General features: G+C 70.5%; 18 protein-coding genes and 2 pseudogenes. 7 read left to right on the top strand and 13 right to left on the bottom strand.

Features of this window, described 5'->3' with window-relative positions:
• Positions 1-39: 39 nt before the first annotated feature.
• Positions 40-250: pseudogene (locus tag ABZ898_RS23570) on the top strand (flavoprotein); the annotation flags it as partial.
• Here ABZ898_RS23570 and aspS read toward each other — a convergent pair.
• Complete coding sequence (aspS, locus tag ABZ898_RS23565) at positions 240-1,550, bottom strand: aspartate--tRNA(Asn) ligase (RefSeq protein WP_361662209.1); 1,311 nt, start codon at positions 1,548-1,550, stop codon at positions 240-242. The pseudogene ABZ898_RS23570 and the gene aspS sit on opposite strands and share 11 nt — an antisense overlap.
• Before the next feature lie 613 nt (positions 1,551-2,163).
• On the opposite strand from aspS, the gene ABZ898_RS23560 reads away from it, so the two are divergent.
• From ABZ898_RS23560 to ABZ898_RS23550, 3 genes are all read left to right on the top strand, one after another.
• Positions 2,164-2,850 (top strand): DUF317 domain-containing protein, encoded by a 687-nt coding sequence (locus ABZ898_RS23560; RefSeq protein WP_361662206.1) that lies wholly within the window; start codon positions 2,164-2,166, stop codon positions 2,848-2,850.
• Between the two features lie 105 nt (positions 2,851-2,955).
• Positions 2,956-3,414, top strand: a complete 459-nt coding sequence (locus ABZ898_RS23555; RefSeq protein WP_361662203.1) for a hypothetical protein — start codon at positions 2,956-2,958, stop codon at positions 3,412-3,414.
• 98 nt (positions 3,415-3,512) lie between these two features.
• A complete protein-coding gene (locus tag ABZ898_RS23550; protein WP_361662200.1) occupies positions 3,513-4,217 on the top strand; it encodes a hypothetical protein in 705 nt (234 codons plus the stop codon).
• A 148-nt stretch (positions 4,218-4,365) separates the two neighbouring features.
• On the opposite strand, the gene ABZ898_RS23545 is transcribed toward ABZ898_RS23550, so the two are convergent.
• From ABZ898_RS23545 to ABZ898_RS23515, 7 genes are all read right to left on the bottom strand, one after another.
• Positions 4,366-4,758 (bottom strand): hypothetical protein, encoded by a 393-nt coding sequence (locus ABZ898_RS23545; protein WP_361662197.1) that lies wholly within the window; start codon positions 4,756-4,758, stop codon positions 4,366-4,368.
• A gap of 109 nt (positions 4,759-4,867) precedes the next feature.
• Positions 4,868-6,571 carry a mobilization protein gene (locus ABZ898_RS23540; protein WP_361662194.1) on the bottom strand — a complete coding sequence of 568 codons (1,704 nt, stop codon included), beginning with the start codon at positions 6,569-6,571 and terminating at the stop codon, positions 4,868-4,870.
• A 4-nt stretch (positions 6,572-6,575) separates the two neighbouring features.
• Positions 6,576-6,980: a plasmid mobilization relaxosome protein MobC gene (mobC, locus tag ABZ898_RS23535; RefSeq protein ID WP_361662191.1), complete on the bottom strand. Its 405-nt coding sequence runs from the start codon at positions 6,978-6,980 to the stop codon at positions 6,576-6,578.
• 238 nt (positions 6,981-7,218) lie between these two features.
• Positions 7,219-8,553, bottom strand: coding sequence for a hypothetical protein (locus ABZ898_RS23530; RefSeq protein WP_361662189.1), 1,335 nt, complete (start codon positions 8,551-8,553; stop codon positions 7,219-7,221).
• A gap of 144 nt (positions 8,554-8,697) precedes the next feature.
• A complete protein-coding gene (locus ABZ898_RS23525) occupies positions 8,698-9,387 on the bottom strand; it encodes a hypothetical protein (RefSeq protein ID WP_361662331.1) in 690 nt (229 codons plus the stop codon).
• Between the two features lie 5 nt (positions 9,388-9,392).
• Positions 9,393-10,241 carry a helix-turn-helix domain-containing protein gene (locus tag ABZ898_RS23520; protein ID WP_361662186.1) on the bottom strand — a complete coding sequence of 283 codons (849 nt, stop codon included), beginning with the start codon at positions 10,239-10,241 and terminating at the stop codon, positions 9,393-9,395.
• 876 nt (positions 10,242-11,117) lie between these two features.
• Positions 11,118-12,566 (bottom strand): recombinase family protein, encoded by a 1,449-nt coding sequence (locus tag ABZ898_RS23515; protein WP_361662183.1) that lies wholly within the window; start codon positions 12,564-12,566, stop codon positions 11,118-11,120.
• 29 nt (positions 12,567-12,595) lie between these two features.
• On the opposite strand from ABZ898_RS23515, the pseudogene ABZ898_RS23510 reads away from it, so the two are divergent.
• Positions 12,596-13,024, top strand: a pseudogene (locus ABZ898_RS23510) (aminotransferase class I/II-fold pyridoxal phosphate-dependent enzyme); the annotation flags it as partial.
• A gap of 84 nt (positions 13,025-13,108) precedes the next feature.
• Here ABZ898_RS23510 and ABZ898_RS23505 read toward each other — a convergent pair.
• Together ABZ898_RS23505 and clpB are read right to left on the bottom strand one after the other, a co-directional pair.
• Entirely contained in the window at positions 13,109-13,639 is a 531-nt protein-coding gene (locus ABZ898_RS23505; RefSeq protein WP_361662181.1) for a YbjN domain-containing protein, read from the bottom strand.
• Positions 13,640-13,812: 173 nt separating this feature from the next.
• Positions 13,813-16,410: an ATP-dependent chaperone ClpB gene (clpB, locus tag ABZ898_RS23500; protein WP_361662179.1), complete on the bottom strand. Its 2,598-nt coding sequence runs from the start codon at positions 16,408-16,410 to the stop codon at positions 13,813-13,815.
• A gap of 115 nt (positions 16,411-16,525) precedes the next feature.
• Between clpB and ABZ898_RS23495 the strand changes: the two genes are divergently transcribed.
• Positions 16,526-16,939, top strand: a complete 414-nt coding sequence (locus ABZ898_RS23495; protein WP_361662176.1) for a TIGR03618 family F420-dependent PPOX class oxidoreductase — start codon at positions 16,526-16,528, stop codon at positions 16,937-16,939.
• Positions 16,940-17,078: 139 nt separating this feature from the next.
• Here ABZ898_RS23495 and ABZ898_RS23490 read toward each other — a convergent pair whose 3' ends face one another.
• Positions 17,079-17,414, bottom strand: coding sequence for a hypothetical protein (locus ABZ898_RS23490; protein WP_361662173.1), 336 nt, complete (start codon positions 17,412-17,414; stop codon positions 17,079-17,081).
• Between the two features lie 5 nt (positions 17,415-17,419).
• Positions 17,420-17,608 (bottom strand): hypothetical protein, encoded by a 189-nt coding sequence (locus ABZ898_RS23485; RefSeq protein ID WP_361662170.1) that lies wholly within the window; start codon positions 17,606-17,608, stop codon positions 17,420-17,422.
• Positions 17,609-17,763: 155 nt separating this feature from the next.
• Between ABZ898_RS23485 and ABZ898_RS23480 the strand changes: the two genes are divergently transcribed.
• Complete coding sequence (locus tag ABZ898_RS23480; protein ID WP_361662167.1) at positions 17,764-18,777, top strand: helix-turn-helix transcriptional regulator; 1,014 nt, start codon at positions 17,764-17,766, stop codon at positions 18,775-18,777.
• Positions 18,778-18,799: 22 nt separating this feature from the next.
• Here the strand turns inward: ABZ898_RS23480 and ABZ898_RS23475 are convergent, their stop codons facing one another.
• Positions 18,800-19,828: a LuxR C-terminal-related transcriptional regulator gene (locus tag ABZ898_RS23475; protein WP_361662164.1), complete on the bottom strand. Its 1,029-nt coding sequence runs from the start codon at positions 19,826-19,828 to the stop codon at positions 18,800-18,802.
• Between the last annotated feature and the right edge of the window lie 198 nt (positions 19,829-20,026).

The following is a 20,026-nucleotide window of genomic DNA, read 5'->3' as shown; positions in this document are numbered from 1 at the left end:
GGGCGGTAGCCACCAGCCACTTCATAGTCCGACTGCAGGGTCCCCACCGCCGTCCTGCCGTTTCTGAACTCTGCGCAGGCTGCCCACCCCGTTACGGCCTGAGTTTGGAGCGGCTGCACGAGATGGGCGTCCTGATCGGTTCGTCCGAGCCCCACCGCCCGAAGGCCGGGGCGGGGCGGACCGGCCAGCTGAGAGGAGGCGCTGGAAACTGCTCAAGCCCAGATTGTCCGTGCGGCTGGCTACGGAGTGAGCCGGTTCGGCCCGCGGAAGAGGAAGCTGGCTTGGCGGATGGAGTCCAGCCCGAGCATCACCATCAGCACTCGCCCCAGACCCATACCGAGGCCGCCGTGGGGCGGGCATCCGTACCGGAACGCGTTCAAATAGTCCTGCATCGGCTCGGGGCTCATGCCCTTCTCGGCGGCCTGCTTCAGCAGCACGTCGTACCGGTGTTCGCGCTGCGCGCCGGTGGTGACCTCCAGGCCCTTCCACAGCAGGTCGAAGCTCAAGGTCACGCTCGAGTCATCGGCAGCCCGCATGTGGTAGAAGGGCCGGATGCCGACCGGGTAGTGCGTAATGAACACGAACTCGTGCCCGGTGGCCTCCTTGATGTGGGCCGAGATGCTCCGCTCGCCTTCCGGGTCCAAGTCTTCCTTCTCCCCTGCCGGGTCCCAGCCACCCTTACGCAGGATCTCCTGTGCGTCGGCCATGGCGATGCGGGGGAAGGGCGTCGTGGGCACAGTGACCTCGACCCCGAAGTGCTCGGCGATCGCCTCGCCGTGCGCGTCGGCGACCTTGGCAATCGCATGGGCGAGCATCTGCTCCTCGAACGCCATCACGTCCTCGACGCCGTCGATCCACGCCAACTCCACGTCGACGCCGGTGAACTCGGTGGCGTGCCTGGAGGTGAACGACGGCTCCGCGCGGAAGACCGGCCCGATCTCGAAGACCTTGTCGATGCCGGCCGCGATCGCCATCTGCTTGTAGAACTGCGGCGACTGCGCCAGGTAGGCGCTACGGCCGAAGTAGCCCACCTCGAAGACCTCAGCGCCGGACTCCGAGGCGGTGCCCATGAGCTTGGGGGTGTGCATCTCGGTGGCGCCCTGGGCGTAGGCGTACTCGCGCATGCCCTGTTCCAGTGTGGTCTGCACGGCGAACAGGAGCTGAGTGGCAGGACGGCGGCGCACGTCCAGGAAGCGCCAGTCCATCCTCTGCTCCAGCCCTGTGTGCTCGTCGATGGGCAGCGGCGTCGCGGCCGGGTTCAGAACCTCGACAGCCTCGGGGACGATTTCGAGGCCACCGAGCTTGACCTGGGCTGCGTCGACGACGCGTCCTGTGATCTTGACTGCGGACTCGGGGGTGAGAGCTTCGAGTTGGGCCTCCAGCGGCCCGTTGTCGCGCTTGTGGGTCACCTGCACCATGCCGGTGTGGTCGCGCACGATGACGAACTGCATGTGGCGCTGCAGGCGGAGTGTGTTCACCCATCCGCAGACGGAAACGGTACGGCCAACGTGTTCTCGCAGGTCGGAGACGGGTACGCGGCTGTGGATCATTCGGTCCTCCGAAGGACGTCGTCATGATCCCTTGGGAGTGCGGGCGAGAAGGGCAACTCGCGGTACCACCGCACTTTCGCCGCCACCAGGTGGCGGCCTCGTTCAGGCCCAGTGACGGGGGCCAGCCGGCGGGGCATTGAACCGCCAAACGGGGTCGTTCCTCCCCGCGCTCAGGAGGGTCTTCACCACAGGACGCGAGACCGCCTTCCCAGCTTCCGGCGGCTCTCTCTGCTCGCGTGATCTGTGGGTACTTGTCTCCGTCAACGCGTTGCCCAGCAGGATACGGAGCGGGCAGTGACAGCAGCAATCAAAAAGACGGGCGTGCAGCCAGAGACGCATGAAGGAATGCGGTTTACTCGCTCGTCGTCATGCCGTCTGCCCCTTCTGTACTCAGGCAGGACGAGGGGGCTGGCCCCTACATGCGACGGCAAATTTGTCCGCCTTCTTTCCAGTTCGCCACTGGCAGACAGGAAATCCCCGGAAATGACTGGTGCCCGGCCGCAAGCCATGTCAACGTACACACCCCGCCAGAGCACCCACCCCCGAACCCACGGAGGCGCCCCTGTACCCGCACCACCCCAGTGACCCCCTCCGCCCTGACTCGCAGGAGCCGTTGTACTGGGTCACCCCTCGGCACCTGGCTGGTGACGACGGCGTATTCGCCGAGCAGGTCGGGTCCGCCCTGACCGGTCTCGGCTGGCGCATGTGGCCCACCTCCCGTGACACCCTGTTGTACGTGAGCCCGGACGGGCTGTGCGGTGCCGAGTGGGTCCTCGCGGCCTACCCGTTCGAACTGGGCGGGCTGCCCGTGGCCTGGCAACTGAGTGCCCGCCCGGACGCCGACTCCGTGATGACATCGTGGAACGCGTACTTCACCGCCGGTATCCCGTATGAGGCACTCGCCGACCTCCTCGTTGCGGTCGACACCCGCGAGGCGCCCGACATCGGCTACGAGGGGCCCGAGACGGTCCTGAACGCGCTTGGCGCCCAAGGCTGGGTCCGTGACCTGGACAGCCCCCACACCACCGCCATGGACCCCGGGTTCTCCGCCACCTTCTCCCTGGTGCTGCAGCCGCCGCTCGTCCAGGACGCCGATCCGCGCCCTGGCTTGCTGGGCTGGCAGGCGTGGACGGAACCCGTTCTCGGCGCCCCGTATCTATGGTGCGCCACTTTCAGCGCCGGTGTCCCCCATGATCTGGTCGCCGCCTTCGCCTCCTCGCTGGCCTCGCCGGCCGTGGTGTCCCGCCGCACGTTGCCCAAGGACGCCGAGGGCCGGCTCATGGTCGTCCGCCGCAGCTGACGGCCCGCGCCCTGCGGGTGGCTGGCGTGCGGCTCCTCGCCGAGCGCCGATGTCCTTGAGAGGGCTGTTCCCCGGATTGGCCGGATGACAATGAAGGAAACCTGTATGTTCCGAATATTCCGGCGCCGTGCTCGCGCCGACCGTGCGTTCCGTGACGCTCAGCGTGCGGGCCAGGCGCTGCTGCAGATGCACACCGACATGCCCTGGCCCGATGCGCCCGGCTCGGTCGCCGCGACCGCCCAGGACGCCGCAGACACGGCGCTGGACCCAGACTTCCTGCCGCCGGAGTTTCGGGCGCCGTCCCGCCAGGACGTCGCCGGGTTCATGATGCGCTGGGACCAGCCGCTCGTCATCGACGGCGAGGTACGCGAGTGTCCCGCGTGCGGCGCGTACCGGAACTGGGTTGTCCTCTGCCTGCGCGACGACTCGGTGTGGCTGCGCTGCCGTGCCGGTCATACGGCGAGGGAGCCGGAGCTGGACGCGGCCTGGTACAACCGCCACTCCGGTCCGGCCGACCACTGGCACCCCACCCTTGAGGACGGGCTGCGCCATCTCGGCCACTGACTCCTCCGAAACCCCCTCTCCCCCTCCCCTCCACATCGCCGGCCCCGGAGAGCCGGGTTGGTCAGACCGTTCGCTCCGCACCAACATGGGGGTTCCACATGCGTTTTCCCACCACGACCGCGCTCTGCCTGGGCACTGTGTCCGTCCTGGTCCTGACGGCCTGCTCCGATGACAGCGCCCGCGCCACGGACCCGATGTCTTCCGCCTCCGCCTCCGTTTCGGGACGCCAGGAGGGCGGGAACGCCCCGGCTGCGGGGCCGTTGTCCTCGGCCGCGCTGACAAAGAGGCTTCTGGACGAGGGTGACCTGGGCGAGGGCTACGCCCGCAAGGCGGAGCAGCCCGGTCGGCACGATGACGTCACGTTGACCGGCTGCCCCGCGGTGAGCGAACTCGGCGGTGACGCTGCGGCTGGCGGCAGCCTCGGCTTCCCGCGCAGGGCGAAGGTCTCCTTCACCTACGCAAGCAGTACCGGCTCGGAGGTCTCTGAGGAGTTGTACAGCGGGACCGCGGCCGAGCTCTCCAGTGGCGTGGGCCGGATCTTCGAGGCGATGACCTCCTGCTCCAGCTACCGGGTCCTCGCCGGCAGCACGGCCGTCACGGTCACCGCCCACGAGGTGCCCGCCCCGAGGTTGGGTGAGGAGCAGTGGGGCCAGCTGCTTACCTTCACGGCAGGAGGACGTAGCCAGGTCGTTAAGCAGACGGCTGTTCGTGTGGGGATGGTGGTTGCGGTGGTCTCGGGTTCGCCCGCGCTGGTCGATGCCCATGTGGAGGAGGCGGTGGCGAAAGCCCGAGTGACCACGTGAGTTCGTGTGCATGCCGAAGGCCCGGCCGGTGTTTCTGGTCGGGCCTTCGACATGTGTGGGGCCAGGGGCCACGTTGATGGGTGCGTGGCGCTGAGGGCGCTGACTGGTGGGCGTGGTCCTGAATCGCCGCCCGCTGGTGTGTCGTCGGTCAGTCTTCTTCGAGTTCGGCGTGTTCTTCGCGTGCGTACAGGGCCATTTGGAGGTCAGTCAGACGCTCGAACTCGGCGTAGTCCTCGTCGGTCATGAGGTCGTAGACGCTGTCCAGGGAGTCGTCGGGCAGCTGGTACGCGTACTTCATGTACAGGTTGACGAGGGCCTTCGCGACCAGGTCGGCTTCGCTCATCCAGTCGGCCTCATCAGGCAGCCCGTGCGCGACGGCCATGGCTATCTCGTCCGAGGTGCTGGTGGCGAACAGGTCGTGCTCGGCACCGGTGAGGGGGCGGCCGTCGCGGCGGTACAGGCGACCGGGTTCGTCGCGGCGGGAGGGGTCTACGTCGGCGAGGAGGATGACAACGCGGGGGCGGATGTCGGTCTGGGCCATGCAGGGGGTTCCTTCCGGGAAGTGGGAGTCGGGGGTGGGGCACAAATGCTCCGGACGATCCCCGGTTTCGGTAACCGGGGATCGTCGGCTACAGTCCGCGCGCCGTGGGTCAGCGCCGCCGTGCGGGAGGCTGCTGCTGGAGCTGAACACCTGCCGTGGGGTGGGCTGCGGGGATACCGGGGCGTTGTGCGGTGTTGCCGGCCATGGCCGCTTGGGCGCGGGGGCCGGGGGCATGACGCTCGCCGAGGCGCCGTATGCGCCAGGTCAGCGCGCGGGCCGGGCTGTGGGCGTCGTCGAGCGTGCGCTGTCCGAGTGCTTGGTCCAGGACGGTGACCGCGTTGTGCCCGGCGGCTTCCGCCTCGGCGAGCACGGTGGCGAGCGCGTCCCAGGAGGCGTCGTTGAGGATGCGTTCGGCGTGCTCCGGGACCGCCTCCTGGAGGTGATGGGCGAAGCGGCGCTTGGTCTGGTCACTGGAGGTGCGTTGGGCGAGGCCCGTCAGGACCGGCTCGGCGACCTGCCCGTACGCGATCTGCAGGTGGACGAGTGCCTGTGCGGCGGCGGCTTCCTGTTGGGCGTGCTGGTGGGTGCGGTGCCAGTGCACGGCGAACGCCACGGCGGTGAGGACGGCGTCGAGGAGCATCGCCAGCCCCGTGCCGTCACGCTCCTGTGGGCGGTCGCGCCAGATCACCTGGACGCTGCGGTGTAGGGCGCGGGTGCTGGCGAGATCGGCGGTGATGCGGGAGCGGGTGGCGCGCTCGAAGGCGGCTGCGGCCCGTTCGAGTTCGGCCCTCAGCGCGGCCGGAGCGGTGACCGGCAGCAGGTCCAGCGTCGCGCCCAGGGCAACGAGCTGGCCCTGGGCGGCGGGGTCGTCGTCGTGGGCGAGGTGGTGGGGGATGCGTTCGGCGGCGGCGGTGGCCTGGTGCCACGGGTTGCCCGGCCGGGCGGTGGCCGGTTCGGAGGCGGTGGTGGCGAGGCTCTTGCGGATCTTGGGCAGGGACAGGTCGGGAGCAAGGGTGGAGCCCGCGTAGAACACCGGCTCGCCCTTGTCGTTGGTGTCTGCGGGCAGGGCGAAGTTGCAGCCGAGCGCGTCGCCGGAGGGGCCGAGCTTGAGGCGCACGATCACGTCCGTCGCTTCCAGCAGGGCGAAGAACTCGGTCTCGTCGGCCGCGGCGGCGACCGCGCGGCGGACCCGCAGACGCAGCACGTCACGGGTGGCGGCGTCCTGGCCCAGACGCCTGGCCTTGAAGTGTTCCTTGCTGGTGGGCCGCTTCGCGCCGGTGCCGTCTCCCTGCTTCAACTGCCTGAGCCCGTAGTCGATTTCGATCTTGCGGGCCTCGCGCTGGACGGCACGCTGGTCGTAGCCGCGCTCAGGGCGGCGGCCGTCCTGGCGTACGAGGGTGGCGGCGATGTGGATGTGGTCGTCGGCGTGGCGGACGGTCACCCAGCGGCAGGCGTGTTCGTCCCCGTCGGGGGCGATGCCGGCGGCGGCCACGATCCGGCGGGCGATGTCGGCCCACTGGGCGTCGGTGAGGATCGGGTCCTCGGGGGCGGCGCGGACGGGGCAGTGCCACACGGTGTCCTTGGGTGCCTTGTCCCCCAGCATCTTCACGGGCTGGTCGAGTTGGGCGACGAGCTGGGCCATCGCGTCCTTCGGATCGCGGTGGGGGCTGCGGCCGGGGTCGGGGGCGAAGCCGTTCCAGGAGGCCACCAGGTGGGGGTCGACGTGTTCGTTGGCCCGGCCCTTGCCGAAGAGGTAGCCGATCGTGCGGCGCGTGGCATACGGGCCCGCGCTCAGGATGATCTTGGGTATCACCCGCTCACCGCCCTTCAGTGACCTGGGCGATGGCGGTGTCCAGTTCGGCGATGGATGCCTCGACGCGCTCCAGGAGCCGCTGGACGGCGTCGGGGTGGGGCCAGGCACCGTCCTTGTTGAGGTGCCAGGTGAGCTGGTTGAGGTTGTTGCCGATCATGCCGAGCTGCCCGTTGGCGGCCATCATCGCTTTGACCATGGCGCGGTAGTCGGCGACCGCTGCGGTGGGGTCGTCGGTGCGGGCGGCGGCGAGCGAGCACTCGGCCACGTAGCCGCCAAGGGCCATGCCGCTCAGGGCAGCGGCATTCACGATCAGGGCGAACTCGTCGTCGTTGTAGCGAGGGTGGACGCGGCGCTCGCGCAGCTGCTTGTCACGCAGACGGCGACGCGGCGCAGACTGCTGCTGCGGCACGCTCGACGACGACTCGGCTCCCCCTGTCCCGGTTGGCCCCCCTGGGCCGGCCGACTCCGGTGCCGCCTCGGCACCGGACGCCTCCGCCCCCTCCAGGGCGAGGGCCGGATAAGGACTCCTTATCCGACAACTTGCTGCGCGTGTAACGGGAGTGGTGACCATCTCCCCCTGGAGAGTGGGGAGTTCGTGGTGCGGGTCGTGCATTGAGCGGTTCTCCTCCGGTGCTGGGTGGAGCAGGTCAGTGGGACTGGCTGGCACGAGCAGGCTTCAGCTCGGCCTTGACTGTGCGGACGACTTCTCCGGCGGTGTCGCTGGCGACCCTGTAGCCGTCCTCGCGCACGGCTTCCTCCAGCAGGTCGCGGGAGAGGCGTCCGGTTTCACGGAAGATGCGATGGGCGTACTCGGTGAGGAGACCGGGTGTCGCCCGCGGCTTGCGGCCCGGGTGATTCGGCTTCGCCCGCGCGGCTTCGCCCGGATTGGCGTCCGGCGGTTCCTCGCTCGGTTTCGGGTCCGGGCTCGTGGATGTGAGGGCGGGCCGGTACGGCCGGGCTACGGGCTCCGGGTGGGCAGCCCGGTGGGCGGCGTCATCGCCCGCATCGGTCTCGGGCGGGCAGCCCGGATACTCTGCCCGCTTTGTCGCTGCGGCCCGCGGGCGGGTGGTCGTGGAGGTGCCCGTCGTGTCCGTGGTGAGGGCGGGCCATCGCCGGGGCAGCGGAACGGAGGCCAGGGCGAGCGCCTGTTGGCGGGTGGCGAGCTTGCGCAGCAGCAGCTGGTCCTGGCGCTCGTCGTGGTCGACGTCGGCCTGTTCCAGGGCCTGGTGCAGGCGGCGGGTGAGGCGTCGGCCGCGCCGATTGGCGCGTTTCGCCGGCGTCATGGCCTCGGCCCGGAGGATCAGGGTGACGGCCCGGTCGAGGGCGCGCTCGCGGATGATCCGGGCGGCGTCCGCGTCTCGGTCGGCGACTCCCAGGCGGGCCAGCAGCCGTTCGCGTGCCTGCCGGGTGAGGACGGCGGTCAGGCTGCGGGAGTCGGCGTGCGGGCTGCGGTTGCGTAGTTCGATGCCCATGGCCAGGTGCCACAGCACCGCCGCCAGGACCGGGCCGACGAAGGCCCGCACGGTTCCGCCGACCAGCCCGGACTCGGCGTAGGCGGGCACGATCTGCACGCCGGTGATCACCCAGGTGAGCGTGCCGGGCACCCCTGGCGCCTGCTTCGGGCCGTTGAGGTTCATCCGGGCCATCAGCGCGGCGGCGAACAGGGCAAGCTCAGCGACGGCGAACATCGCGGCGCGCTCGACGGTGCCGCCCATGTCGAGGTAGTCGGAGGCGAAGCGCCAGCTGGTGTCCGCGCTGTAGGCGGTACAGCCGATCGCCGCGACAGCCGCGACTGGGATGGCGGCGCTGCCACGTCGCTGCCCGGCACCGGGCTTTTGGGGGCGTCGGCGCAGCAGCTGTCCAACGAGCAGGACGGCGACGAGAACCAGGACGGCGCCAACCGCCGACAGGGTGGCCCAGTGAGGCAGGGGCGGAGTGATGCCGCCGTCGGCGCTTGTGTGTGCGGTGTTGCCGAGGGTCATGCAGACGGTCTCCACGGGGAGGAAGGCGAGGGGAGTGAGGTCCTACACGAAGGGGGCGTACACGCGGACCCCTTCTGTGAGGGGCCCCACGCGTGATAGCTGCCGCGTGTGATCAGCGTGTCCACGGCGGGGAGCCAGTGCGGGTCACGCCGCTTCTTGCCGAGCGCGCTCCGCCACGGCGAAGTCCACGCGGGTCGGGTGGGGCGTCGCCCGGGGCACGTTGCTCCGGGCGCGACCGTCGAGACCGACGCGCCGGTTACGGCAGGGCTCGCCTTGGGCGGCGCGGCACCACTGGCACGGAACGCTGAGGGCGTCGGGCTGTCCCGCAGCGACGGCTGCCTCGCGTGCGGCGCGGGCCGGCCGGTAGGGGGCCAGCTCGGCACGGACTGCCGACGGGATGCACGTTCCGATGGCGGCGAGACGGGACTCGATGTCCGGGTGCGGGGCACCGCTAGTGATCTGCCGGTGCGTCGAGGGCGCGGCCGTTCCGGCGGCGACAGCGTGCCGCGTGCGGAGCAACTCGGCACGCCAGGACGCCGAGTCGTCCGGATCGGCGGACGGGGTGGGGTCGGTGTGCCGGTCGAGGCGGTCGCGCCGGTACGCGCGCCACTTGCGGGCGACGTCCACGGGCAGGATCGGGTACGGGGAGTCCAGGACGTATGCCCGTACCGCCTCCCGGACGTCCCAGCCGTGTTCCGTCGCGAGGGGCACATCGCCGAGCAGCTCGTGCCATTGGACGAGTTGGTCACGAACCTCGTTCGTGCCGGTGCGGATGGCGCGGGGGTCGAGGCGGCCGATGTAGGCGAGGACGGCGGCAACTTCGCGTCGTTGCAGGGTGGTCACTCCGTTTCGTTCGGTTCGTCGAGGGCGGCGAGCAGAGCGGCCATGTGCGCCTCGGAGCGGCTCATGCCGGTGGCTGGGGCAGGGGCGTTACCACCGGGCAGGGCGCGCAGATGCGGGCGTCCGGGGGTCGGGGTGTGCTCGCGGGTGATCCATGCGCGCCAGTCGGCGGCCCATGCGGAGGCGGTGCGGGGCGCGCATGCAGTCCGGTAGGCGCGCCACTTCTCGTCGGCGGCGTGGAGGGCGTGCTCGCCGAGTCGGTCGAGGTGGCCGTGGTGTTGCAGCCAGGCCCCGGCGTCGTCGTCGATCTGCCAGTCGGCGGCGGAGATGAGCGGGGCAGAGCTGCTGCTGTTACTACCGTTCACCTTCGGTTCTCTTCTGTTCTGGGGGTCGGAATCCGCACCCGCAGAGGGTCTGAATCCGAACCCCCCAGGGGTCGGAATCCGCACCGGGGGATCAGATTCCGAACCCCCTTCGAAGGCGTCGACAGGGTCGAATTCCGGTCCCCCCGGGGTCGGAACCCGATCCCCCAGGAGGGTCAGATCCTGATCCCCCTCGGCGGCCTGTTCGGCGAGGAACCGGGCCGCGTCCGGCAGGTGGTAGTACGTCTCTCCGCGCGGCCCTTTGCGGCCAGCGAGCGGGACCAGCTCACCGTCGGCGATCAGCTTGGCCAGGGCGTCACGCACTGCCGTACGGGAGGCGTTGGCGCGTTTCATGAGGGTGGGCACGGACGCGTACGCGATGCAGCGCCGGTCGGGGCACCGGTCGGCGATCAAGGCGAGGACCATGCGGGCGGTGCCTTTGCTGCGGCTGTGGTCCCACACCCATTCGCGGGCGTCAAGGCTCATCTGGAGGCGGCTCCTACGTCGAGGCTGAAGGCTGCGCGCGGGTCCGCTTCAGGCGGCGTGCAGGAAGGGGGCGCGGCTTGGAGTTTCCTGGCGCGTCTGCGGCGGTCGGCACCGCTGCGCGCAGGCGTACGCAAGGGGCACCTTGGCCCCCGCGATGGCGTGTCGGGGATTCGCAACTCCGGAACCAGCGTCCGGCGCGCACGACCAACACAGCCACACCCACCAGGCACAAGTCCAGCACTACGCCGAGAAATCGAACAGCTCAGGGCGAACGCGTCCTGTACCGCATTTCCTGAACGGGAGAGCCGAATTCCTGGTTGCCGAAGCGGGCGTGATCAGGCCGCCTGGACATAGCTCGTGGCAGAGAGCAGGTCCGCGAGCCGAGCCGCGCTCCGCGGGCTGATCGTCGCAGTGAACCCGTCGCACACGCGCCGGAGAGCGGCCTCCCTGGCCTCATCCGGTTTCTGGCGGCGGTCGGAATCGTACTCGGGGGCGATGTCGCGGTCAGGCTGGGTCTCGGTGAGCTGTGGCTGTCGTCGGGGCATAGACGTCCTTGGGGCATATCGGTCGGCGATCCACCTGCCACGACGCGGAGCGAGCGGGCAGGCGGTGGCGACGTCAATGATCCGGAGAATCCCCGGTTTTGCTAACCGGCGATCATCGGCTATGTTGCCTGGCCGCGCGCCAGCTCAGCACCCGGAACCGGCCTCGATCCCGGGCACCAACTACAGCTCCCCCACTCATACTTGGGCAGGACAGAGAAGCGGGCGAACGCTGCACCAAGCCGACGGCGCTGCGCCTGAGGACGTCGTACGACCCACGCCCCCACCTCCCCGCCCCCCGGCGGGACTTCGCGAGGACCGGGCCGCCGACGCGCTACAACGGGTTCTGCTCGATGCCGATCCGGTCCCAGTCCATGTACCGCCCGAACTTCTTCGGCTCATCGATGACCACCCCGGAGAACAGGAACCGCAGCACCGCGTTGCGTCGCTCGTCCGTCATGTCCTCGGCGTTCCAGGCAGCCCGCGCGCCCGCGCCCGTGAGGCCGTCGAGGAGCACCATCGGCCGGACGACGACCTTGCGCTGCGCCTTGGCGATCCGGTCGGTGATCTCCTTGCGCATCTTGCGGTACTCCGCCGTGGAGATCTCCTTCGCGGTCCACATCTGGTTCAACTCCCCGAGCTGCCGCTGGTCGTCTTCCAGCTCCTCGGTCACGCTCTCGGAGAGGTTGCTGCTGGCGAGCCGACCATCCACCCGCAGCTTGCCGAGCAGTTCGACCGCGGCGTCGACGACAAAGTCCTCCAGCGTCAGGGCCGTGATCGACCGGGTGCACTTCTTCTCGTCGTTCCGGCCCCGACGGTTGCACTGGTAGACCGGCCCCGTGCCCTTGGCCGTACCAGACATCAGCGTCCCGCACCGCCCACACATCACCAGGCCGCGCAGCAGGTAGTAGCGCTGCGCCGGCTTGCTGAGCGCCTCCCGGTACACCGCCGACCGATACTCGCGCCGCGTCCGCGCCTCCGCCCACACGCCCGCGTCGATGATCGCGGGCCAGGATCCAGGGCCGACCTCCTCGCCCTGATGCATCCGGATTCCGGCGACGTGACGAGAGTCGAGCAGCGCACGGACGGTGCCGCTGGTCCACGCCTTACCGCCAGCCGTCCGGATGCCCCGGCTGTGCAGGTCCTTCGCGATGGGTGCCGCCCCCTCGCCCTTGAGATAGCGGTCGAACACCTCCCGGACGATCTCCGCCTCCTCCTCGACGATCGTCATCCCGTCCTTGGTGTAGCCGAACCGCCTCACCCCACCCTGCGGCTTCCCCTCCCGCGCCCGGTCCTGCATCGCGGACTTCAACCGCCGCGAGGTGTCGTCCGAGGACCGGCAAGCGTGCGCGACCTCGATGCGGAGGATGAAGCGGTCGTCGGGGTCGGAGAGGTCCCGCCGGTTCGCCTCACCGTGGAGCGTGATGGCGTGGTCGTCGGAGACCTGGAGCAGTTCCTCCAGGTCCCGGGGCTGCCTCATGAGCCGGTCGGGGTGGTAGGCGATGATGTGCCGGAAGCTGCGATTCCGGGCGTCTTCCAGCAGGCGGTCCCAGCCGGGTCGCTTCCGCTTGCGGCTCCAGGCCGAGCGGCTGTTGTCCACGAAGACGTGGGCGGGATCAATGACGAAGCCGCGCCGTTCGGCGATCTCGCGGCAGATGCGCTCCTGGCGGTCGACGCCGGTCTGGTCGTCATCGTCTGCCTGGGATATGCGGCAGTAGATCGCCGCCGGCTCACCGGGGATGGCGGTGCTGGTATTGCCCCTGGTGGGCCTGTTGCGCGACATGTGAATGAGTATACGAACGAGGTGTCGCCTGGGTGACGGGCACTCCCGCCCTGGTCAGCGCGGTCCGCTCGGCGAAGCAGTACCTGACCTTCGTCTCGGCGGGCCCCTTCCAGTACGCCGTCGCCGAAGCCCTGTCGCTGCCCGACTCCTACTTCGAGGACTTCCGCCGCGACATGCTCGCCCGGCGCGACATCCTCACCGAGGGACTGACCGAGGCGGGCTTCGGGGTCTTCCGCCCCGCGGGCACCTACTTCGTCACCACCGACATCCGCCCGCTGGGCGAGAAGGACGGCTTCGCCTTCTGCCGCGCCCTGCCCGAGCGCGCGGGCGTCGTCGCCATCCCGAACGCCGTCTTCTACGACGACCGGGAGGCGGGCGCCCCGTTCGTGCGGTTCGCGTTCTGCAAGAAGCCGGAGGTCCTGCGCGAGGCCACCGACCGCCTCCGCCGCCTCGCCTGAGGCGACACGGCGTGACACCAGACGGCCGAGGGCCGGGGCGGCGGATGCGCGCCCCGGCCCTCGGCCGTCACTGGTGGGGAGTGACTACTCCACGTCCCCGCCCGAGTCCTCGGCGTCGTCGATCTCCTGCTCGAGGCCGAGCTGCTCGGCGAGCCACTTGTCGAACTCGATGGCCGCGCGGACCCAGCTGACCGTCGAGGAGACGAAGTGGTTGAGGTCGACGCCCGTGCCGATCAGCATCTGGGCCTCACCGATGAGGCGGACCGTGCCGTCGTCGTGCGTGTGGGTGTAGACCTTGGGCCACAGGGTGCGCCGGTTCCAGTCGTCGATCGACTCCAGCAGGCGCGCCTTCTCCTCGATCTGGTGCGGGCGGTCGTAGAAGGTCCGCACGGAGAAGACGGACTGCTCGGCCTCCCCACGGAACATGAAGTACGTGCGGAACTGCTCCCAGGGCGCCGCGAGGTCACCCTCCTCGTCCACGACGTACTTCAGCTCCATCTGGTCCAGGAGCTGCTTCACGAGGTCCTGATCCGGGCGGACGGGGCCCGCCGGTCCCTGCGGCTGCTGCTCGGGCTGGCCCCCGAAGTTCGGAATCGAGGACGGGTCGATGCTCACCGTGGTTTTCCCTTCGTACGGAATTCCGCCATCCTCCCCCAGAGGGGGAGGTCCGTGGCAAGCCCCGGCGCGGCCTGTCAGCCACGGGCGGACACGCGGTCCGCGCCCGGGTGCCGCGCGTCGTACGGACGAGTGACACCCAGGCCGCCGGGGCAAACGTGCGGGCCGCCCCCCTACAAGGACTTGCCCGTGGCCGGAGCCACCTTCAGGCCGTCCTCGGCGCGGTCCACCCGGACCGTGTCGCCGTCCTTGACCTCGCCGGAGAGGATCTCCCTGGCGAGCCGGTCGCCGATGGCCGTCTGGACCAGCCGGCGCAGCGGCCGGGCGCCGTAGGCCGGGTCGTTGCCCTCCTCCGCGAGCCACGCCAGGGCCTCGGGCGTGACGTCCAGGGTGAGGCGCCGCTCCGCCAGGCGCCGGCCGAGCCGGTCGATCTGGAGGCGGGCGATCCGGGCCAGCTCCGCCTCGCTGAGCGCGGAGAACACCACCAGGTCGTCCAGCCGGTTCAGGAACTCCGGCTTGAAGGAGGCCCGCACCGTGTCCAGCACCCGCTGCCGCTTCTCCGCCTCGGTGAGCGCCGGGTCGACCAGGTACTGGCTGCCCAGGTTGGAGGTGAGGACGAGGATGGTGTTGCGGAAGTCGACGGTCCGACCCTGGCCGTCCGTCAGGCGGCCGTCGTCCAGCACCTGGAGCAGGATGTCGAAGACCTCGGGGTGCGCCTTCTCCACCTCGTCCAGCAGCACCGCGCTGTACGGGCGCCGCCGCACGGCCTCGGTGAGCTGGCCGCCCTCCTCGTACCCGATGTAACCGGGAGGCGCGCCGACCAGCCGGGCCACGCTGTGCTTCTCGCCGTACTCCGACATGTCGATGCGGATCATCGCCCGCTCGTCGTCGAAGAGGAAGTCCGCGAGCGCCTTGGCCAGTTCGGTCTTGCCGACGCCGGTCGGGCCGAGGAACAGGAAGGAGCCGGTGGGCCGGTCCGGGTCGGCGACCCCGGCGCGCGAGCGGCGCACCGCGTCGGAGACGGCCTGCACGGCCTCGCCCTGGCCGATGAGCCGCTTGCCCAGCTCGTCCTCCATGCGCAGCAGCTTCTGCGTCTCGCCCTCCAGCAGGCGCCCGGCCGGGATGCCTGTCCAGGCGGCGACGACGTCCGCGATGTCGTCGGAGCCGACCTCCTCCTTGACCATGGTGTCCCGCGCGGCCTCCTCCTCGGCGGCGGAGGCGGCCTCCAGCTCCTTCTCCAGCTCCGGGATACGCCCGTACAGCAGCTTGGAGGCGGTGTCGAAGTCGCCGTCGCGCTGGGCGCGTTCGGCCTGGCCGCGCAGGTCGTCCAGGCGCTCCTTCAGCTCACCGACGCGGTTGAGGGACTGCTTCTCCTTCTCCCAGCGGGCGGTGAGCCCGCGCAGCTCCTCCTCCTTGTCGGCGAGGTCGCGGCGCAGCCGCTCCAGGCGCTCGCGGGAGGCCGGGTCGGTCTCCTTGCCGATCGCCAGCTCCTCCATGCGCAACCGGTCGACACCGCGCTGGAGTTCGTCGATCTCCACCGGGGAGGAGTCGATCTCCATGCGCAGCCGGGAGGCGGCCTCGTCCACGAGGTCGATCGCCTTGTCGGGCAGGAAGCGGGAGGTGATGTACCGGTCGGACAGGGTCGCGGCGGCCACCAGCGCGCTGTCCGCGATCTGCACCTTGTGGTGCGCCTCGTACCGCCCCTTGAGACCGCGCAGGATGGCGATGGTGTCCTCGACGCTCGGCTCGGCCACCAGCACCTGCTGGAACCGGCGCTCCAGCGCGGGGTCCTTCTCGATCCGCTCGCGGTACTCGTCCAGCGTGGTCGCGCCGACCATGCGCAGCTCGCCGCGGGCCAGCATCGGCTTGAGCATGTTGCCCGCGTCCATCGCGGAGTCGCCCCCGGCGCCCGCGCCGACGACGGTGTGCAGCTCGTCGATGAAGGTGATGATCTGCCCGTCGGAGTCCTTGATCTCCGAGAGCACGGCCTTGAGCCGCTCCTCGAACTCACCGCGGTACTTGGCGCCCGCGACCATCGCGCCGAGGTCCAGCGAGACCAGCCGCTTGTCCTTCAGGGACTCCGGCACGTCGCCCTTGACGATGCGCTGGGCCAGCCCCTCGACCACGGCGGTCTTGCCGACGCCCGGCTCGCCGATGAGGACGGGGTTGTTCTTGGTGCGGCGGCTCAGCACCTGCACGACCCGGCGGATCTCCTGGTCCCGGCCGATGACCGGGTCGAGGCGGCCCTCCCGGGCGGCGGCGGTGAAGTCGGTGCCGAACTTCTCCAGGGCCTTGTACTGACCCTCGGGGTCGGCGGTGGTCACGCGGCGTCCTCCTCTGGCCTTCTGAAAGGCCTCCTGCAGCTTCCTGGCGGTGGCTCCCTGCTCCCGGAGCACGTCCCCGGCGGCGCCGCCCTTCGCGGCGAGGCCGGTGAGCAGGTGTTCGGTGGAGAGGTAGTCGTCCCCGAGTTCCCCGGCGCGCTCGTCCGCGTCGGCGAGGACGGCGAGCAGTTCCCGGCTGGGCTGCGGGGGCGCGACGGTGGAGCCGGTCACGCTGGGCAGCGAGGCGAGGACGCGCTCGGCGCCGGTGCGCACGGCGGCCGGGTCGGCACCGGTGGCGGCGAGCAGGTCGGTGATGTTCTGGTTGTCCTGGCCCGCGAGCAGCGCCAGCAGCAGGTGAGCGGGCGTCAGGTCGGGGTGCCCGTCCGTCACGGCCCGCTGGCTCGCGGCGTTGATCGCGTCCCGGCTCCTGTTGGTCAGCTCTGCGTCCACGTGCGTGTTCTCCCCTTCCGCAACCACTCCACTGATGACTTGACCAGTGTACACAAACTTGAGTCGAGTGCGCTCAATTAAGCGGCGCGAGCCTCGGATTGGCTAGGTTTCGGTCATGGCCACACATTCCGTAGACCTGGACGCTCCGGACGAGTCGTACGTCGGCTTCTGGCGGGAGCGGCACCTGAGCACGCTCACCACCCTGCGCCGGGACGGCAGCCCGCACGTGGTGCCGGTCTGCGTGACCTGGGACCCGGAGGCGGGGATCGCCCGCGTCATCACCAGCGGCACCAGCGCGAAAGCGGCGCACGTGCGCGCGGCCGGGGCCGAGGGCGCCCGGGTGGCGGTCTGCCAGGTGGACGGCCGGCGCTGGGCCACGCTGGAGGGGCGGGCGCGGGTGCGCGAGGACCGGGAGGCGGTCGCGGAGGCGGAGCGGCGCTTCACCGAGCGGTACGGCCGGGAACCCCGGGAGAACCCGCTGCGGGTCGCCATCGAGATCGAGGTGGAACGCGCGCTCGGCAACGGCTGAACAGTTCCGGCCACGTGGCCGGAGGCCGCATACCCCGAAATATGCGCAGAAACTGCAGCGGCGTCACCGTGTTCAGGTCACGGTGACGCCGCTGCGGGGGGAAGTACCTGAGGCGATCTTTTACGACGGGGGAATCGCGTCAGGCACTGCGGGGGGTGGCAGTTGTGGTCCTGAGGTCGGCGACCTCGGGCTCCGCGAGACAGTGGTCCCGCTGGTCGAGATTGACGAAGATCATGCCGTACCGGACGGCACACCGCACCGGCTGCGGCGCGCCGCGGGGCTTGCGCAGGCAGCGGTACGCCCGTACGTCCTCGTCCTCGTCCCGGGTGACCACGACCGGCTCGCCGAACACCGTCACCATCAACGAGTCGCCGCTGTGGGGGATGGCGGTGACCAGGTCGATGAAGTGCCAGCCGGAGCGGTAGGCCGTGGCCATCTCACGACGGAAGGAGCGGTCGTCGGGTGGCGTGGTCATGGTGATCAGTCCCACCGGGTGTCGAGCGGGGCGACGTCCCACCTCGTGTCCGCCGGCGTGGTGTCCCACCTGGTGTCCTGCTGGACGGTGTCCCACCGGGTGTCCTGGACGCCCGCGGCTGTCACGGTCCCCCCGGCGCCCGACTCGTGCGCGCTCGTCGCACCGGAGAGGCCGGCCAGGGTTCCGACGGCCACAACGGCGGAGAAGGCGGCAACAAGCACCGAGCGAAGCATTCTGTTACGCATGGTCGGCTTCGTCCTCACTTGAAAGTCCCCTCTTCCCCCGTCGAGTTAGACGATGGCTCATTCAGGCACATCATCGCCACACGATCGGTGCATCATGTTCCTGCATGTTCAGGACCCTGGGGGGTGGAGATTTGGCAACAAACGGGACAGAGGCGACACATCCCCACGCGGTGACAGAGATGTGCGCGGAAGGAAGCCGCCTCTACGCGAGCGCCCTGCGCACGGGCCGTATCCCGCGCGCGGACGCGGAGTCGGCTCCCTGCCTGATGGAGTTCGCCCTGCTCCACCCCGATCCGGACGACCCCGGCTGGCTGCGGCCCGTGGCGCCGGCCGTCGCGCTGGCCCAGCGGCTCACCCCCATCGAGCGGGAGATCGCCGAGCGGCGGCGCCGGTCCATCGTGCTGTCCGAGATATTCGAACCCTTCATGACGCTGAGCGCCCGCGAGGACGCCCCGACCCACGCCATCACCGTCCTGGAGGGCCTGGACCGCATCAACGCCGCCCTGGACCTGGCCACCGGCCAGTGCCGCACCGAGGTGCTCACCGTGCAGCCCGGCGGCCGCCGCAGCCCCGAGAACCGCCTCCTGGAGGCGCTGGAGCGCGACCGCCCGCTGATCGAGCGCGGGGTGCGCATCCGCACCCTGTACCAGCACACCGCCCGCTACAGCGCCGACCGGCTCGCCTACGTGGACCGCTTCACCGACGGCAAGGCGGAGTACCGCACCATCGACGAACTGGTCGAGCGGCTCATCATCTGCGACGAGACGGTGGCCTTCATCCCGGTCCGCGAGGACCGCCAGGTCGCCCTGGAACTGCGCCACCCCGGCCTGGTGCGCTACCTCGTCAAGGTCTTCGAGTTCATGTGGAGCCGCGCGGTCCCGCTGAGCGCCGGCACCCCCTACGAGACCGCCCCGGACGGCATCACCGACATCCAGCACTCCATCGCCAAGCTGCTGGTGGAGGGGCACGTCGACGAGGCCATCGCGCGCCGCCTCGGCATGAACGTCCGCACCTGCCGGGCCCACATCGCCAAGCTGGCCACCGCCCTCGGCAGCGGCAGCCGGGCCCAGCTCGGGTATCTGATCGCCCGCTCGGGGATGCTCAACGAGGGCGAATAGAGCGGGAGTTCAGGGTGCGTGTTCAGGGTGCGCGCACTCCGCCCGCGGGCGCTGGCGCGGGGCCGTGCGAGGGCCCGTCCAGGCCCACCTGGGCTATACGCACGCCCAGTTGGGTACGGCTGGTCGCGCCCAGGGTCTCCGACAGCCGGGCTATGTGCGCGCGGCAGGTGCGCACGCTGATGCCGAGCCGCTCGGCGATCACCGCGTCCTGGTGGCCCTCGGCGAGCAGCGCGGCGATCGAGCGCTCCCGGTGCGAGATGCCCTCGATGCCGGTGTCGGGCAGCGGGGCGGTGAGCGGGATCGCCAGCCGCCACAGCCGCTCGAACACCGTCACCAGGTACTCCACCAGCGCCGGGTGCCGCAGCTCCAGGGCCATCGTGCGGTCGGTGTTGGCGGGGATGAAGGCGACCGTGCGGTCGAAGAGGATGAGCCGGTCGATGACCTCGTCCAGCGAGCGGGCCTCCACCGCGTCGCCCATCAGCTCCAGGTAGTTGAGCAGGCCCTGCCCGTGCCGGGCCACATGCGTGTAAAGGTCCCGCATCCGCACCCCGCGGCCGCGCAGTTCCAGCGCCCGGTGCAGCCCCTCGGTCAGCTCGGCCTCGCGCCGGATGCCGCCCGGCTGCACGGTGAGCACCTCGGTCGCGCACCGCTCGGTCGCCTCGTCCATCGCGGCCTGGATACGGGTCAGTCCGTCCAGCACCCGGATCGCGGCACCTTCACCCTGCGGGGCGAGGACGGGGAGCTGGCGGCCCAGCCCGGCGTACCAGTCGAACGCGGCGACCGCCGTGCCCATCCGGCGCTGACTGCGGGCGACCTCGTCGTAGACCCCGCGCAGCAGCCGGGTCATCACCTCCTGCGGGGAGGTGGGCAGCAGCCAGTCCATGTCGTCGGGATCGGGGTGCAGCAGGGCCAGTTCCAGCAGACAGGGCACCGGTTCCGCCTCCGCCCGCGGCACCCGGCCCCGGCGCACGGCGCGGGAGTACACGCGGTCCCCCTGCCCGCACAGCCGGTCGGCACCGTGGGGATGCTCCTGCGTCGCGTGCCCGGCCATCGCCCATTCCACCCCCGGTCGCCGCCACTTCGCAGCGCAACTATGCGCGGCCCCGCCCGCCTCCGCAACACGGCTCCCCGCGCCCGGCGGGGCGCGGAACACCGGTATGCCCGGATCGCCGGGGGTCGCCCAGGGCGCGGAAAAGGAGGTGGCCCCGCCGTCACCGGGGCCACCTCCCTCACCTGCCTCGGGGCCCTG

This window comes from Streptomyces sp. NPDC046860, assembly GCF_040645115.1.
Taxonomy (GTDB): domain Bacteria; phylum Actinomycetota; class Actinomycetes; order Streptomycetales; family Streptomycetaceae; genus Streptomyces.
Note: the sequence above shows the minus strand (reverse complement) of the source record. Positions and strands in the feature narration are given on the sequence as shown.